Source organism: Dyadobacter tibetensis Y620-1 (assembly GCF_000566685.1).
Classification (GTDB): Bacteria; Bacteroidota; Bacteroidia; order Cytophagales; family Spirosomataceae; genus Dyadobacter; species Dyadobacter tibetensis.
The window spans coordinates 1-17,957 of record NZ_AZQN01000005.1 but is presented as its reverse complement, the minus strand read 5'-3'; the positions used below and the strand labels follow the sequence as shown (position 1 = coordinate 17,957).

12 protein-coding genes are annotated in these 17,957 nt (G+C 44.3%); 9 read left to right on the top strand and 3 right to left on the bottom strand.

Features of this window, described 5'->3' with window-relative positions:
* The first annotated feature begins 1 nt into the window (after position 1).
* The 8 genes from X939_RS0114490 to X939_RS0114450 all read left to right on the top strand — a co-directional run bounded on the left by X939_RS0114490 (position 2) and on the right by X939_RS0114450 (position 11,636).
* Positions 2–919: a rhomboid family intramembrane serine protease gene (locus X939_RS0114490; protein ID WP_025764009.1), complete on the top strand. Its 918-nt coding sequence runs from the start codon at positions 2–4 to the stop codon at positions 917–919.
* Positions 920–1,010: 91 nt separating this feature from the next.
* A complete protein-coding gene (dxs, locus tag X939_RS0114485) occupies positions 1,011–2,945 on the top strand; it encodes a 1-deoxy-D-xylulose-5-phosphate synthase (RefSeq protein ID WP_025764008.1) in 1,935 nt (644 codons plus the stop codon).
* 74 nt (positions 2,946–3,019) lie between these two features.
* Complete coding sequence (locus X939_RS0114480; RefSeq protein WP_025764007.1) at positions 3,020–3,757, top strand: 3'-5' exonuclease; 738 nt, start codon at positions 3,020–3,022, stop codon at positions 3,755–3,757.
* 102 nt (positions 3,758–3,859) lie between these two features.
* Positions 3,860–6,208: a ribonuclease R gene (gene rnr, locus X939_RS0114475; RefSeq protein ID WP_025764006.1), complete on the top strand. Its 2,349-nt coding sequence runs from the start codon at positions 3,860–3,862 to the stop codon at positions 6,206–6,208.
* Positions 6,209–6,443: 235 nt separating this feature from the next.
* A complete protein-coding gene (locus tag X939_RS0114470; protein ID WP_044199647.1) occupies positions 6,444–7,304 on the top strand; it encodes a 3-keto-disaccharide hydrolase in 861 nt (286 codons plus the stop codon).
* Positions 7,305–8,235: 931 nt separating this feature from the next.
* On the top strand, positions 8,236–9,888 hold the full coding sequence (gldG, locus tag X939_RS0114460; protein WP_025764004.1) for a gliding motility-associated ABC transporter substrate-binding protein GldG: 1,653 nt from the start codon (positions 8,236–8,238) through the stop codon (positions 9,886–9,888).
* A gap of 110 nt (positions 9,889–9,998) precedes the next feature.
* Positions 9,999–11,126 (top strand): DNA polymerase III subunit beta, encoded by a 1,128-nt coding sequence (dnaN, locus tag X939_RS0114455; protein WP_025764003.1) that lies wholly within the window; start codon positions 9,999–10,001, stop codon positions 11,124–11,126.
* Positions 11,127–11,255: 129 nt separating this feature from the next.
* Positions 11,256–11,636 carry a BlaI/MecI/CopY family transcriptional regulator gene (locus X939_RS0114450; protein ID WP_044199613.1) on the top strand — a complete coding sequence of 127 codons (381 nt, stop codon included), beginning with the start codon at positions 11,256–11,258 and terminating at the stop codon, positions 11,634–11,636.
* 25 nt (positions 11,637–11,661) lie between these two features.
* On the opposite strand, the gene X939_RS0114445 is transcribed toward X939_RS0114450, so the two are convergent.
* The 3 genes from X939_RS0114445 to X939_RS0114430 all read right to left on the bottom strand — a co-directional run bounded on the left by X939_RS0114445 (position 11,662) and on the right by X939_RS0114430 (position 16,071).
* Positions 11,662–12,723, bottom strand: a complete 1,062-nt coding sequence (locus X939_RS0114445) for a ferredoxin--NADP reductase (protein ID WP_025764001.1) — start codon at positions 12,721–12,723, stop codon at positions 11,662–11,664.
* A 177-nt stretch (positions 12,724–12,900) separates the two neighbouring features.
* On the bottom strand, positions 12,901–14,115 hold the full coding sequence (locus tag X939_RS0114440; protein ID WP_025764000.1) for a pyridoxal phosphate-dependent aminotransferase: 1,215 nt from the start codon (positions 14,113–14,115) through the stop codon (positions 12,901–12,903).
* A gap of 744 nt (positions 14,116–14,859) precedes the next feature.
* Positions 14,860–16,071 (bottom strand): NADP-dependent isocitrate dehydrogenase, encoded by a 1,212-nt coding sequence (locus X939_RS0114430; protein WP_025763998.1) that lies wholly within the window; start codon positions 16,069–16,071, stop codon positions 14,860–14,862.
* A gap of 138 nt (positions 16,072–16,209) precedes the next feature.
* Between X939_RS0114430 and X939_RS0114425 the strand changes: the two genes are divergently transcribed.
* Complete coding sequence (locus X939_RS0114425; protein WP_052353473.1) at positions 16,210–16,806, top strand: 5-formyltetrahydrofolate cyclo-ligase; 597 nt, start codon at positions 16,210–16,212, stop codon at positions 16,804–16,806.
* The last annotated feature ends 1,151 nt before the right edge of the window (positions 16,807–17,957 follow it).

Here is a 17,957-nt window from a genome sequence, read left to right as displayed (position 1 = left end):
AATGAGCCACTTTGTTAATGATATAAAAAGGGAGTTTTCCAAATCGGAAAATGCGTTGGTTAAGATTATCCTCACCAATACGGCCGTATTCCTCGTGCTGTTGTTGGCCAAAATTATATTGACCCTTTCGCAGGCCTCAGGCATATATGCCTGGATATTGCAACAAGTACAGCTACCGGCTGACTTGTCCGTACTAGCTTTTAAGCCCTGGACGATAATCACCTACTTTTTTGCCCATGAGGATATTTTTCATATCCTTTTTAATATGCTTTTTCTCTATTGGTTTGGCAGGCTGATTGATGAGTATCTGGGAGCCAAGCGAGTAGTGGCACTCTACCTGTTAGGGGGTATTGCCGGCGGCCTGGTCTATATCGTTATCTACAATTTACTACCCTTTTTTCAAAATAGCATTCAAGGATCTGGCATGTTGGGGGCTTCTGCAGCCGCATTTTCAGTTGCTGTTGGCGCAGCCACCCTGCTGCCCAATTATACTTTCAACCTCATTTTCCTGGGCCCTATAAGGATCAAATTTATCGCCCTTTTTTATATCATACTTTCGTTGGCACAAACGATTGGCCCCAATGCAGGAGGGAACTTGGCCCATTTAGGTGGTGCTTTAGTAGGTTTTATATTCGTGAAAATGCTACAAAATGGAACAGATTTGGGAACACCCATCTACTCCTTAATGAATTTTTGGAGTAATTTATTTCGAAAGAAACCCACCATGCGCGTTACTTACAGGCAAAAAGAAGTCCATAGAGCGACGAATGTATATGCAGAGACTACTAGCTCGGCCAGTGTTGAGATGCCCAATCAAGGCGAGATCGATCATATTTTGGATAAAATTTCGAAGTCAGGTTATGAAAGTCTTACTAAAGAAGAGAAGCAAAAACTCTTTAAGGCTAGTCAACAAAAATAATACCCGAACAAATTACCGAATTCCTTACTTTTGTGAGGAGAGGTTTAAAAAAAGTATAGGATAAAATATTCATTTGAATAGAAAGCACATTATGCTCATAACCCCAGGAAAATTACTGGCCCAAATAGATTCTCCCGCCGATCTCAGGAAACTGGACCAATCGCAGTTGCCGCAAGTCTGCAACGAGCTAAGACAATATATTATCGATAATGTGTCCGTTTACGGGGGGCATTTCGGGGCTAGTTTAGGGGTGGTAGAGCTGAGTGTGGCCCTTCATTACGTTTTTAATACACCCGACGACCAGTTGGTATGGGATGTAGGCCACCAGGCCTATGGCCACAAAATATTATCTGGACGAAGGGATAACTTCCACAGTAACCGCGTCCATGGAGGACTCTCAGGGTTCCCTAAGCGGAAAGAAAGCATTTACGATGCCTTCGGCGTGGGCCATTCCTCGACCTCCATTTCAGCAGCATTAGGAATGGCTGTTGCCTCGGCTATAGAAAAAAATTTCCAAAGACAACATATCGCGATTATTGGTGACGGGGCCATGACTGCCGGCTTAGCCTTTGAAGGCATGAACCATGCCGGTACCACCGACTCCAATATGCTAATTATCTTAAATGATAACTGCATGGCCATCGATCCAAATGTTGGGGCACTTAAGGAGTATTTAACAGACATAACCACTAGCCATACTTATAATAAGTTCAGAGATGAAGTATGGAACTTGTTGGGCAAGATGAGCACCTTTGGAAAAAGTGCCCAGGAAGTTGTTTCGAAAGTAGAAGCTGTCATGAAGACGGCCATACTGAGACAAAGCAATATGTTCGAATCGCTAGGCCTTCGTTATTTCGGCCCAATCGATGGAAACGACATTAGCCATCTAACAGAGGTTCTTAAAGACCTTAAAGACATACCGGGGCCCAAACTGCTCCACTGTCTTACCGTAAAAGGCAAAGGTTATGGACCTGCAGAGAAAGACCAAACCAAATGGCATGCACCTGGAGTTTTTGATAAGATCACTGGAGAAATCAAGAAAAAAGTTTACGACGGTCCCCAGCCGCCCAAATATCAGGACGTTTTTGGGCATACCTTAGTAGAGCTTGCCGAAAAAAATGAAAAAATTGTAGGGGTTACCCCCGCAATGCCTTCAGGATCTTCACTTAATATTATGATGAAGGCTATTCCGGAACGTGCTTTCGATGTGGGCATTGCCGAACAGCATGCCGTGACCTTTTCCGCTGGCATGGCCACCAGAGGCAATATTGTTTTTTGCAATATCTACTCTACGTTTATGCAAAGGGCCTACGATCAAGTAATCCATGATGTTTGCATACAGGAATTGCCCGTGATATTTTGTTTGGACCGAGCAGGTTTGGTAGGCGCCGACGGGCCTACCCATCATGGTCTATACGACCTCGCTTACATGCGCTGCATCCCCAATATGGTCATCGCATCTCCTATGAACGAACAAGAGCTTCGCAACCTCATGTTTACGGCTCAATTAGAAGATTTTCAGAAAGGCAAGAATGCCTTCACCATTCGCTATCCAAGAGGAAACGGTGTAATGCCTGAGTGGAAAACACCTCTGGAAGAAATAAAAATTGGTACGGGAAGGCTGGTGCAACCGGGAGAATCGGCGGCAATTCTTACCATTGGCCCTTTGGGCAATTTCGTTGCTGAAGCGAATACTATCCTCGAGAAAGAAGGCATCTCTCTGGCACATTACGATATGCGCTTTGTGAAACCACTTGACGAAATGTTGTTGGCTCATGCTCTGAAAAATTATGACAAAATAATTACTTTGGAAGATGGCTGCCTGCCTGGAGGGTTTGGCAGTGCTGTAATGGAATACATGTTAGAAAACGGCTATACTAACCAGATCAAGCGACTGGGTGTGACCGACATGATCGTGGAACATGGGGAACCCTCGGAACTTTACAGAGAGTGTGGCTTGGATGCTGAAGGCATTGTAACGGCTACCCTGTCCATGATGCAGCCCACCCTGCAGGCTAGTCTGTAATTCTGGATGACTGTATGGACTAACAGGTAAATAGGGAACGCAAAATCCACTACCACCGTTTATAAGTTCAGTATATGACTGCAGAATTCCGTAAGAAAGCCCGCAGCCTTCTGCTGCTCGATATAGAAACGGTATGCTCTCCTGGTACATACCATGAACTTCCTGAGCGCCTACAATCACTTTGGGACAAAAAGGCCGCAAGTCTGATCCGGAAAGAGGACCAGGGAGCTAGTCCGGCCGACCTGTTTTATGAGAAAGGTGCCATCTACGCAGAGTTTGGCAAAGTTGTATGCATCGCCTTTGGCGCTTTCTTTTGGAACGAAAAGGAGGAAATCAGCTATAAAGTGCGCTCCTTTCAAGGTCATGATGAAGCCGTTCTTCTTCAAGAATTTAAAGCCCTAATTGAAAAATATGCGCCCGAAGAACTGATTCTCTGTGCGCATAATGGCAAGGAATTTGACTTCCCCTATCTCTGTAGGCGCATGCTCATCAACGATATTAGCATTCCGAAGGCTTTACAAATAGCTGGAAAAAAACCCTGGGAAGTCCACCACCAGGATACCATGGAGCTTTGGAAATTTGGAGATTATAAAAGTTATACCTCCCTGGATTTGCTTGCCGCCGTTTTTGATATTCCAGGAAGCAAAGTCGAAATGAGCGGGGACCAGGTAAGTAACGTTTATTACCAAGAAAAGGGCCTAGAAAAGATCAGCAGATACTGCCGCGAAGATGTGGTTGTGCTAGGCCAAATCTACCTCAGACTGCATAACATGCCTTTGGTATTGCCCAGTAATATTTCTCGCCACGATTAACCATCTGCAAATCATAAGCCCAAGAGGCAAAAAATTGGGATAAACCCAATTAATATGCGATATTTAGCTGATTAGCTATACGCATTCCCTAATAATGAATACATGAAAAAGAAGAAAATTAATAAAGAAAATAGAAGTACCAGCGTGGCTCATCAGCCCCATCATATCCTCTCTACGGTCGACGAACTAAAAGCGGATATTGCCGCTTTTTTCGACCTCAACGCCGACCACACCTTTAGACCCTACGACGTACATGACCATTTTGGCGTTTCGGACCGTAAGGTAAGACAGCTGTTTAATGAAATCCTGCATGAGCTGGAAGAAGAGAAGCGGATACAGGTATTACCGGATGGATCCTATCGGGCCAATATGGAAAAGCCTCATGAAAATACGCTGACAGGTCGAGTGGATCGGGTGAATAAATCCTTTGCCTTTGTGGTGGTAGAGGGCCGGGACGATGATATTTATGTAGAAAGCGAGCTGCTGGCCAATGCTTGGGACGGAGATATTGTGGAGATACAGCCTCTCAGCAAGCAACTGGGCCGAAGAAAGGTGAAGGGAGATACGGGATCTAAACGCATAGAAGGTAGAGTTACTCAAATAATTACCCGGAAAAACGACGGTATAGTCGGGATTCTGGAGATAACGGCTCGGTACGCAATTGTGCAACCGGATAACAAAAAATTGTTTGACCCCATCTATCTAGAAACCGATGAGTTGTTAGATGCGGAAGATGGAGACAAGGTAATTGTAGAAGTAGTGGAATGGCCTACTCGCCGTAGCCAAGCCACAGGGAAAATTGTGCAGGTGCTGGGCAAAGCGGGAACTAACGACGTTGAGATGCACGCTATTTTGGCTGAATTTGGGCTCCCTTACCAATTTCCTGAAGAAGTAGAAGCGGAAGCGGACAAAATTCCCGTCACCATCTCCAAAAAAGAAATCGCCAACCGCAAGGACCTCCGCAAGGTTTTGACATTTACCATCGACCCTGCCGATGCCAAGGATTTTGACGATGCTTTATCCCTTCAATATCTGGAAAGCGGAAATATGGAGGTGGGCGTACATATTGCCGACGTATCGCATTATGTAAAACCTAATACCGAGCTAGAAAAAGAAGCTTACCGCCGGGCTACTTCGGTGTATCTGGTGGACCGTACCGTACCCATGCTTCCTGAAAAGCTCTCCAACAACCTATGTTCACTACGCCCTAATGAGGACCGGCTGGCCTTTTCAGCAATATTTGAGATCACCGCAAGAGGCCGCATTGCAAATGAATGGTTTGGACGGACCGTTATTCATTCCGACAGGCGCTATGCCTATGAAGATGCCCAGGAAGTTTTGGAGTCGGGTCAAGGGGAATATGCTCAGGAGCTGGCCGACCTGAACAAGCTTGCCAAGGTATTCAGAAAAGAAAGATTCCGAAAAGGGGCCATTAATTTTGAAACGCCAGAAGTGCGCTTTAAGCTAGACGAAAGTGGTAAACCCTTAGGCATATATCAAAAAGTGCGATTCGACGCTCACAAGCTTATTGAAGAGTTTATGCTGCTGGCCAACAAACGAGTGGCCGAATATGTTTATGGACTCTCTAAAGGGGCTAACAAAAACACGATGATCTACCGGGTCCATGAGGCTCCAGATCCTGATAGGCTTAAGACTTTTGCTAATTTCGTGGCGAAACTGGGCCATAAACTCAATGTAGAGGATGAGGACCAGATAGCGAAGTCGATGAATGGCATGCTTAAAGAGGTCGAGGGAACCCCGGAGCAGAATTTAATAGAGCAACTGGCGGTACGAACCATGGCCAAAGCACGCTATAGCGTGGACGACCTAGGTCATTTTGGTTTGGCATTTAAGCGTTACTCACATTTTACATCTCCCATCCGAAGATATCCGGATGTTATCGCACATCGCCTGCTCCAGCATTACCTAGATGGTGGCAAGTCGGTAGATAAAGAGCTATACGAAGATGCCTGTAGACATTCCTCCGATCGGGAGCGACTGGCTTCCGAAGCCGAAAGGGCCTCTATCAAATACAAGCAAGTCGAATATATGGGCCTCATGGACCATGATCAGGAGTATGAAGGCATTATCTCCGGAGTTACCGAATTCGGAATATTCGTAGAGATAACCAGCACCGCCTCCGAAGGCTTAATTCGTATGACCGACCTCGGGGACGATTTCTACGAACTCGACAAGGAGAATTACCGGGTGGTAGGTCAACGCACGAAGAAAATATATGCATTTGGAGATAAAGTAATGGTCAAGGTTAAAGAAACTAATCTGGCTCGACGGAGCATGGATCTTTACTTAGCGGGAACCACCCCTTCCAAATCACGCTCCCGGCCTCGCCCCGATCAGAATCCAGGTAAACAGTCCAGCAATCCGAGCCACAGCAGATCCCGGTCCGGAGCCTCTTCACGAAAAGGAAGGGCACGGAGCAAACGTAAATAAAATATGTCTTAGACTGAAAAGCACCTTTTCGCTAGCGGAAAAGGTGCTTTTCGGTTTTACAATCCCGCTCCTTAACCTTGACTAAGTAAGTCAGTGTATACAAAAACTATATCCTGGTCCAGATTAAAAAGGAGCAAATCATTAGATCAGACCTTAAACATACTTATTACTTAGTATGTAACAACCAGCCCTACAAAAGATGATCAAATTTACCTTATTCGCCTATCTTCTATTGATGCTTTTAGGCTTTGCCTCCTGCTCGAAAACCACCAATCAAAACAAAGAGGAATGGAAAGCCCTGTTCAATGGCAAAGACCTCGAAGGTTGGGATATTAAAATAGCGGGCTATCCCTTAAATGAAAACTATAAAAACACCTTTATCGTCCAGGACAGCATGATCCGGGTAAATTATATGGAATATGATACCTTTACCACTCAGTATGGGCATATGTATTATCAGAAACCATATTCCCATTACAAGTTACGGATGCAATATCGATTTACCGGAGAGCAAGTTCCTGGCGGTGCCTCCTGGAATGTTCGCAACTCAGGGGTCATGATGCATTCTCAGTCCGCGCAAAGTCTAGGGCTCGAACAAGACTTCCCTATATCCCTGGAGATGCAGTTTCTGGGCGGGTTAGGCTCTGGCGACCGCTCTACAGGAAACCTCTGCACCCCCGGCACCATTGTCGATATCAATGGTGTATTGACTGAAGCGCACTGCATCAGCTCTAGCTCAAAAACCTACCATGGTGATCAATGGGTAACTGCAGAGGCCATTATGCTAGGCGACTCTATAGCACATTTTCTTATAGAAGGAGATACCGTACTAACTTTTACCAATCCTAAAATTGGAGGAGGATACATAGGCAAAAGCCGGAGCTTTAAGGAAGGAAAAGTAGCCGGAGAAGCGGAGTGGCTGAAAAAAAACAATTCCCTATTAGGCACAGGATATATCGCTTTACAAGCGGAAAGCCACCCCATAGATTTTAAAAATATAGAATTGTTGGAGTTGAAAGGCTGTATGAACCCTAAGGCTAAAAACTATAAATCTTATTATGTAGTGTCCGATCCTGAAAGCTGCCAAATGGAATAACACGCATACCCACAAAAAAAACAAATCCCAGCCTGCTAATAGCATTAGATCGGCTGGGATTTATTATTTGCTCAGCTATATCAAACAGCAATTTCATTATCCTTCAGCCCCCGGCGGTCCTCTTTGCTGGGGCTAGGGATAGGCTTGTTACCCGATTCTAATCAACAATTTTGCAAAAAAAGTACGACAAAGTCTGATATCTATGTCCCCACTTCCTGGCGGGACTCCGTTTCGCTCCTTTTAAAAAGCCAATGCGCTTACTGAATCATCATAAGGTTATCGGAAAGCAATTAAGTCTACCCGCTGGACACCCGGACTGAGTTTTAGCGAATCAGAACTTCCAATCACTTCAGGTCTGTGACCATATTCCTTCTACTTTCTTTGCCCACCCAATACTACAAGTTTGAAATATCCTATAAAAATTTGACCAGCCGATTCATAGAATCGATTTTCATAAAAAATACTTCACCACATTACAAATTTTATAGATCAAGAGTATAATAATCCACATACCCCTAACTATCAACATATTGCAAAACAAAATATTAGAATAGCTGACATCAGAAAAAGAGCATTTCACCCCAAATCAATTGAAAATCCTAGGAATGAGCCCTAGTTTTGAATCATAAATATACAGACCATAAGACCGGTATAATACAAAACTAAGAATCTTGTAATATTAACTTTCCATTACAGCAGGTGAGACCTCTAAGGCGAAAATGGTCATAAAAAAATAGTTGTATCAGCATTTATTAATCCTCCTTTCAGTCAGTAGAATAACCCCGGGGCAACTCGGGGTTTTGTATTATTAAGCTCACTCATGCAAATGAACGTCTGGCAAAAGGATTAGCGTCGTCGAAGGAATTACTTTTGAGCTCTATACCTCCCTTTTTTTTTATAATATTGCAGATAATACCCATCGAATGAACTAATGAAGAAAGCACTTTTTCCACTTTTAATCCTGATCTGCGTTTTAGCGGGCATCAATTGGTGGGCATCCAATAGCCATTTACAATGGGACCTTACTGAAGACAGGCGCTATTCTATTTCAGATGCCACCATTTCCATGTTGGAATCCTTAGACCAGGACATTCAGGTTAACGTGTTTCTTGCAGGTTCCTTCCCCCCGGGATTTGAACGGCTGGAGCGTGCCACAGCCAACACCCTAGAAGCTTTCAAGAAATATTCTAATGGGAGGGTTCATTTTCAATTTACCGACCCATCGGATGCGAGTAGCGAGACACAACGTCAGGAACAATACAAAAGTCTGATTGAACAGGGCCTTATGCCCACCAATTTATTCGCTAACGAAGAAGGAAAACGGACAGAAAAAACCATTTTTCCCGGAGCCATTCTGAAGATGGATACTCTGTCTGTAGCAGTGCAGCTTTTGAAGGGCAATAAATCGGCTAGTGCAGAGGAGCAACTCAATCAATCCTATGAGGGAGTAGAATTTGAGCTAGCCTCAGCCATACGAGTTCTAATGAATCCCGAAAGAAAAAAAGTAGGGCTTATTGTCAGCCACACCCTCATCTCCCCCGCACGACTCAGTGACCTGATTGCTTCCATTCAGCAGCAGTTTGATGTATTTATGGATATGAACAACCCGGAGTCTTACGATGGCCTGGATGCCATTCTGGTACTGAAGCCCGACAGTGCTTTTTCAGAGTCTGACCTTTATAAATTAGATCAATATATTGTGAACGGTGGTAAAGCAATATTCTTTACCGACGGAGCGCGGGTTGACAGCGTAAGCCTGGAAGGCACCTACGCCCAACCCCTCCAGCTCAATCTGGAAGCTTTATTTTTTAAGTGGGGCCTCAGGGTTAACTATGACCTAGTAAAAGACTTGAATGCGTCACAGATATTGTTAAACACAGGAAATATGGGTGACAAGCCTCAGCTGGAACCGCTACCATGGCGATTCTACCCCCTGCTCAATCACTTTGGCGATCATGTTATCAGCAGTAATATCAATGCGGTATCTACCCGCTTCCTTAGCTCTATAGACACCGTTGGCGGGGCGGATGGTATCCTAAAAACACCCTTGCTTATGACTTCAGAGTATACCCAAACCGTTAATACCCCGGCCTTGGTGGGGTATAATGAAGCCAGAAAACAACCAGACCCTTCCGAATATCGGGGAGGTAGCAAACTTGCCGGACTACTCCTAGAAGGCTCCTTTTCTTCTATATTTGAAAACAGAATCCTCCCCCAAGATCCCCGTTCGGCGACTTTCAAATCTAAGGGGGAACCCGGAAAAGTCATCGTCTGCTCGGATGGAGATATCGTGGTCAACGACATCGACTACAAACGCAACGCACCCTTACCCCTGGGTTACGACCGTTTATCAGGCAATACCTACGGCAATAAAGACTTCGTAATGCTAGCTTTAGACTATCTTACAGATGCAAACGGCCTCATTTCGGCGCGAAATAAGGATGTTGCCATACGCCCCCTGGACCGGATAAAAATTCAAGAGTCGCGACGGAGCTGGCAAGCCCTCAATATCGCAGTTCCATTGCTACTTTTAGCCATTTTCGGTGCAATCCGCCACTACTTTCGTATTCGAAAATTTACTTAAAATCTCGGCTTGTCCCATATTTTTGTTACTTTTGTTCCCTACAAAACGGATAATACAAAAATCTGTCCTTGCTTTAATCAATTTAATTTTAAATACTTACGTCACGAATTATGAAGTTTGTCGTTTCGTCATCAGTACTTCTGAAACAGCTATCAGCTATAAATGGTGTCGTTTCTACGAACCCTATTGTACCCATATTAGAGAATTTTCTACTAAGCTTAGAAGGAAACCACCTCAGCGTGACTGCCTCTGACTTACAGACCATTATCGTCACCGATATTGAAGTTGAGTCCCAGGAAAAGGGGTCTATTGCTATACCGGCCAAATTGCTTATGGATACCCTACGAGGCCTTCCGGAGCAGCCTATAACGATACAAGTGAATAATGAAACTTTTGGCATTGAGATTATAACCGACAATGGGCGTTACAAGCTTTCAGGCGAAAACCCGATAGATTTCCCTAAAACACCTATCGTCAATCGCGGGCAGGCCGTGGAACTATCTTCAACGGCAATATCTGCTGCCATAGCCAACACATTATTTGCCACCAGTACCGACGATCTTCGTCCGGCAATGACAGGGGTGTTCGTGCAACTGGGAGCCGAGAGTGCTACCTTTGTTGCTACTGATGGCCACCGGCTGGTAAGATATCGCCGTACTGATATTAAGTCGGACATCGATACGTCCATGATCATCCAGAGAAAAGCACTTAACTTACTCAAATCCTGCTTGCCTGCCGATGAGGTACCCGTCCGAGCAGAGTTTACCACATCTAATGCATTCTTTAGCTTTGGAAATATACGGATGATCTGTCGCCTGATAGATGAGCGCTTCCCTGATTACGAAAACGCAATTCCTTCGCATAACCCCAATACCCTGACTATAAATCGTATGGATATCCTGAACTCCTTAAGAAGGATCTCGATTTATTCTAATAGGACCACCCATCAGGTGCGGTTAAAAATGACGCTGAACGACTTAGTCGTTTCGGCAGAAGACTTGGACTATGCCAATGAGGCCAGCGAAACTTTGATGTGCGAATATAATGGCGATGATATGGAAATTGGCTTTAATGCCAAGTTTCTGGTAGAGGTATTGGGCAACCTTACCAGCAAAGTTCTAACCTTCGAGCTCTCAGCACCCAATAGGGCGGGCCTTATTATCCCAGCAGACCAAGAAGATAATGAGGATATTCTCATGTTGGTAATGCCAGTTATGTTAAACTCTTATGCGAGCTAAGTGCCTGTATCAATAAATAATATAAAAGGCTGCTTCATTTGTTATGAGGCAGCCTTTTTTAACTATTTTAATATTCGCTTAGACCTTCCGTTTAAGTAGGGAATAATATCTTCATAGCCATCATAAAATATGTATATCAGACCCACTGATGCCGAACTAGAAATTTTGAATTGCCTGTGGTCGCAGGGTCCCCTAACAGTCAGACAGGTACATACCTTACTGGCCGCCACCAAAGAGGTAGGCTATACGACTACCTTAAAACTGATGCAGATCATGCATGACAAAGGCTTACTTTACAGAACAGAAAAAGGCCGCTCCCATATTTATGTCGCCCTTTTAGGTCAACAGGAAACTCAGGAACATCTGGTTTCCCGCCTCCTTCAAACAGCCTTTCAAGGATCGGCAGCCTCTGCCATTGAGGTTATACTTAAAACCAACCGATTCTCTATTTCTGAGTTAAAACAATTACAGTCTCAAGTGGAGGCCAGCCTGAAGGGAAGCGTAAACTAAGAACTATGGCACCCAGATCGCTGCCTTATTCCACCTCTATCACTACACCATCGCTCATCGGATGACTCACACAGGTAAGTATAAATCCCTCTTTAAGCTCCGCTTCCGAAAGGGCATCTTCCTCATCCATATGAATTGTTCCTGATACACATTTACCCATACAAGCGGTACACATTCCCGCCTGGCAAGAATAAGGCAAATCAATATCGAGATTTAGTGCAGCCTCCAATATTGTCTCATGGGGTTTTACTTCGAGCTGGTACTCCGTACCCTCATAAAATAAGGTGATATTACGCGTCTGCAGTTCATCGTCAGATTCTTCCAGCACTATGCCTGTAGAAGGACCAGCAGTAAGGAAACTTTCCTTCCGAACTTGTGAAGTAGGAACACCAATTATGGCCAGGGCCCTGTCAGCCTCCGCCATCATGTCCTCGGGTCCGCAGAGAAAATATTCGGCCTGCTTGCTGTCAAATTCAGGATGCTTCTCCAGCATTTTGAGAATATGTGATTTGTTCAGGCGCCCTCGCTCCCCCGTCCAACCCGCTGAAGGCTGACTCAGGCTGTGAATAATCTTCAGGCGAGAACCATATTTACTCTGAAGAGCCTGCAACTTTCTATCAAAAATAATACTTTCTTCATTCCGGCTTCCATAAATTAACAACACGGTACTTTCTGGCTCTACCATTAGGACCGATTTTAGAATAGAAAATAAAGGAGTGATGCCGCTGCCAGCACCTATAAATACGACCTGCCTGGTTTGATCGTCGCCCTGTTTAGGAAGAAAATTACCAGCAGGCTCCATTACCTCTACTACATCTCCCTCTTTCAGACTGTCCAGTAAAACATTGCTAGCAAACCCACCAGGCAGCCGCTTGATGGTAATCGCTGGAGACACATCGGTATATGGAGAACTTGAAAGTGAGTAGGAACGGCGGATTTTATGTCCGTCCTGTTCTAACAAAACCGTCAAAAACTGTCCGGGCCGATAGCTTAACACCTCATTAAGAGGGTGCCAAAAATGAATGGTAGACGCCTCATCAGTTTCCCGCTCTATTTCCTTTACTTTCAAAAAATAATATTTGCTCATAGGTATCTTATAGAATTGGATGCCCTGGGTCACCCTTATCAGTATCTGTTATTTCGATAATCGCTTGAATTACCAGAAAAACAAAAGCTCCATGGATTAATTCAACCAAGGAGCTTTTGTTTTGAAAAAATATAGGGCAACAGCTAATTAAGCCAGGCCTAATCCCAGCTACCTTGCTTACTTAAGGGTAGCTACAGCGGTTTTGATACGCTCTACGGCTTCTACCAGTGCCTCGTCGGCAGCAGCTGTTGAGATGCGAATGCAGTTGGGTGCTCCAAATCCCGAACCAGCTACAGTTGAAACGTAGGAATTATTGAGAATCCAGTTTGAGAAATCGTCGGAGTCTTTAATTACCGTCACCCCGTCCGTTTTGCCAAAATAATAGCTCACATCAGGAAATGCATAGAAAGCTCCATCGGGCATATTAACTTTAAAACCCGGAATTTCTCTCAACAGACCTACCACCAAATCACGACGTCGCTGATAAGCCTCGGCCATTTCTTTGGAAGCATCCAAGGGTCCCGTAAATGCGGCTGTTGCCGCCTTCTGAGCAATAGAATTGGTTCCAGATGTTACCTGCCCCTGAAGCTTTTCGACGCCATCTGCGATCCATTTGGCAGCCGCTATAAAGCCAATTCTCCAGCCTGTCATTGCAAACCCCTTAGCGACTCCATTAACGGTGATCACCCGATCTTTAATAGCCGGGATCGATCCGATGCTAAAATGGCCCTCTGGAGTAAAATTGATATACTCATAGATTTCATCTGCAAGTACGTATACTCCTTCGTGTCTTTCTATGACTGCTGCTATTTCTCGTAATTCCTTTTCCGAATATACTGACCCAGTTGGATTGTTAGGAGAAGCGAACATCACGATGCGAGTACGAGGTGTGATAGCCGCTTCCAGCTGTGCCGCTGATACCTTAAAATCGTTTTCAAAGGCCCCATCAACGATCACCGACTTACCTTCGGCTAGCTTAACCATTTCAGAGTAGCTTACCCAATAAGGAGCAAAAATAAGTACTTCGTCACCCGGATTCACCAAGACTTGAATGGCATTGGCCAGTGAATGTTTGGCACCCGTAGATACCACAATGTTCTCAGGCTTCCATTCGAGGTTATTATCTCGTTTCAATTTATCTGCAATGGCCTTTCGAAGGTCAGGATATCCGGCAACCGGGGAGTATCCATGGAAACCATCGTCAATCGCCTTCTTGGCTGCTTCACAAATGTGAGCGGGTGTCTTGAAATCAGGCTCCCCTACGCTCAAACTAATCACTTTATGGCCTTGGGCCGCTAATTCGCGGGCCATTTTTGTCATGGCTAACGTCGAAGATTCTTCGAGTGCTATGATGCGGTCGGCCAACCGGGCTTGCTCTGTTACTGCGGACATTGCAAAAATTTTGGTTTAATGAAAGTTATTTCAATCTGTTTCAACAAATTGCCGGCAAAGGTACGGGTTTTTAAACTTGTTTGGAGTATAAATGACAGGATTTTAAGATTATTTTGCCTTATGCTGCTTTCTCCCTTGCTTCGACTGTTATCAAAGAATAGAAGGGAGCCATTTACGAAGCATTTGAAGCGAAAAAAAATCGGTCTTATAATAAAAATGGTCGGTCTCCATTTATTAAAACTTCAATTTGGTATAATGTCTCCGGCTATTGGCTCAACGGTTAGATGTAGGAGCAATAGTGAATTTTATGTCCTTATTGTTCGTTTAAAGACCAAGAAAGATAAGTAAATGGTAGAAGCTTTGTTTGGTACATAACCCACTATTATTTATCCACATTGTTCGCGATAGGCGGCTTTCTGTTATCTACTGTGTCTGCTGGAAAAAAGTCGAGAAGGAAACATTTAATTAAACGATTGCCTGATCCTATCCATTACATCATTACCCACACGAATGGGATGACCCCTGGGAACGAGGCCTAACATACTTGGAGCAAATAAATGATTTGGTCCAGATAATAAGTTTAAAAGAAGGGCGTTTTGATCCCAAATTATTTCATGGCTTGACGGCTCAAAACAAAAAAACAGACTAATATTAATCCCAAATTCACATTTCTAGTTCTGGTATAAAATGCAAAAGAGGCTGCCCTTTTGAGACAGCCTCCTCCATTAAGTTCCTAAAGCACCCTTATGCAAGGGCTGCCTGAAGATTATTATCGATAGCTTCCAAGAACTCTTCTGTATACAGATAGTGCTCTCCATGTTTCACCTTATTTCCATGGATACATACAGCCAAATCCTTAGTCATATGTCCACTTTCAACTGTTTCAATACAAACTCTTTCCAAAGTCTGGCAGAAATCAATAAGTGCTTGGTTACCGTCTAATTTACCACGGAATTCCAGCCCACGAGTCCAAGCAAAGATAGATGCTATTGGATTGGTAGAAGTTGGGTTTCCTTTTTGATGCTCGCGATAATGACGAGTAACCGTTCCGTGCGCTGCTTCTGCCTCAAGGGTATTTCCATCGGGAGTAAGCAAAACAGAGGTCATCAAGCCAAGGGATCCAAAGCCTTGCGCTACGGTATCAGACTGAACATCTCCGTCATAGTTCTTACATGCCCAAACGAAGTTACCTTCCCATTTCAAAGCAGAAGCTACCATGTCATCAATTAAGCGGTGCTCATAATGCACCTTCCCCGAAAACTCTTGCTCGTAAACTTCTTGGAAAATATCCTTGAAACGACCGTCGTATTTCTTAAGAATTGTATTTTTGGTCGACAAATATAAAGGCCAGCCTTTCCCCATAGCCACGTTAAAACATGCCCGTGCAAATCCACGAATAGACTCATCCACGTTATACATAGCCATGGCTACACCGGGACCTTGGAACTGGTAAACTTCACGCTCGATTACTTCTCCATCTTCCCCTTCAAACTTGACAGTCAACTTTCCTTTTCCAGGAACGACAAAGTCAGTTGCGCGGTATTGGTCTCCAAATGCATGACGACCTACAATGATTGGTGCCGTCCAGTTGGTAACCAGGCGGGGAACGTTTTGCATTACGATAGGCTCACGGAAAACTGTACCATCCAAAATATTACGGATAGTTCCGTTGGGTGAACGCCACATTTGCTTCAGACCAAACTCTTCTACACGATCTTCGTCAGGAGTAATGGTAGCACATTTGATACCAACTCCATATTTTTTTATGGCATTAGCGGCATCAACGGTTACCTGATCGTCGGTTTGATCACGGTATTCTACACCTAGGTCATAATACTTAATATCTACATCCAGGTAAGGTAAAATTAGCTTTTCCTTAATAAACTTCCAGATGATTCGTGTCATCTCATCCCCGTCAAGTTCTACAACCGGGTTCGCAACTTTAATCTTGCTCATGTTTGTTTCGATACTATAGTTAAAGATTTTACAATCAGATCGTGAAAGTACAAACATTAGATTAAAATGGCGAAAAATTAGAGCATGTATACCACATTTATCGGAATAAATTTTTCAATTTGTCAATAAATAATAGAAATGGATAGCAATATTACCATGAATAAAGCGGTTTTAAGGACAGTTTTTCAAAAGAGAAGAGATGCCTTATCGCATAAGGAATTTGAGGTTCTTAATAAGGCAATTGGCGACCATGTAATAGGACTTTTGGAGAAATATACCCCGAAAATTATCCATACCTTTATTTCATTGCCCCGTTCAAAAGAGCCGGATACCACCGCTATTATACGAGAAGTTAGAAGGTTCGCGCCAAATACCCGCATAGCAGCCCCCTATATGATACCGGGCACCAAACGACTAGAACATTATTTCCTTGAAGCAGACAGCGCCTTAATAGCCAATAAATGGGGTATTCTAGAGCCAGATCCGGCCCATTCCGAATCGGTAAGCGTACATGACATAAATTTTGTTCTGCTCCCCCTCCTGGCGTTCGATGAACAGGGCTATAGAGTTGGCTATGGAGGAGGATATTACGATCGCTTTTTGGCAACCTGCAATCCTGAAACAAAAAAAATAGGCATATCCCTATTCGGACCCGTAAAGAAGATTGAGGACCGAAACGAATTTGATATAAGAATGGATTACTGTATTACGCCTAAACAATGCTTTGCATGGTAATATACCACCCCTAACGGGGCGGAAATAATGAAAGGATGGCGATTTAGGCGTTAGGTTGTAGGCGTTAGGTTGTAGGCGTTAGGCTTTAAGCACAGCGCTGTAGGCGTTAGGTTGTAGGCGTTAGGTTGTAGGCGTTAGGTTGTAGGCGTTAGGCTTTAAGCACAGCGCTTTTAACCGCCTGGCGAACCGGCTTTAACCTTTAACCTTTAACCTTTAGGTTATAGGCGTTAGGTTGTAGGCGTTAGGCGTTAGACCCAGCCCATTTAACCGCCCGGCGAACCGGCTTTAACCTTTAACGCGTTAGCTTTTTAACCTTTAACTCTCAACTTTTAACGCTTTAGCTAATTTCTATAATCGGTATTAATGACAGCATCTCGAAGCCTACTGCCCAGGGCCGACCGACGATAACCCAAGCCGTTTATGATAACTAAGATGTCACCCCGATGGGGCTCTAATGTCAACCGGTCATTTTTTTGCTACTAAGATACCACCCCTAACGGGGCGGAAATAATGAAAGGATGGCGATTTAGGCTGTAGGTTGTAGGCCTTAGGATGTAGGCGTTAGGCAATAGGCTGTAGGCATTAGGCCCAGCGCCTTTAACCGCCCCGCGAACCGACTTTAACTTTTAACTTTTAAACTTTAACGTTTTAACCTTTAAATTCTAACGCTTTCTCTAATTCCCATAATCGGCAATAATGACAGCATCTCGAAGCCAGGGCCGACCGACGATAACCTAGATACCACCCCTAACGGGGCGGAAATAATGAAAGGATGACGATTTAGGCGTTAGGCAATAGGCTTTAGGCGGTAGGCGTTAGGCTTTAAGCACAGCGATTTTAACCGCCCGGCGGACCGGCTTTAACCTTTAACGCTCAACTTTTAACGCATTAGCCAATTCCCATAATCGGCAATAATGGCAGCATCTCGAAGCCTACCGACCAGGGCCGACCGACGATAACCTAAGCCGTTTATGATAACTAAGATGTCACCCCGATGGGGCTCTAATGTCGACCGGTCATTTTTTTTGCTACTAAGATACCACCCCTAACGGGGCGGAAATAATGAAAGGATGACGATTTAGGCTGTAGGCATTAGGCGGTAGGCTATAGGCAATAGGCTGTAGGCGGTAGGCGGTAGGCGGTAGGCGGTA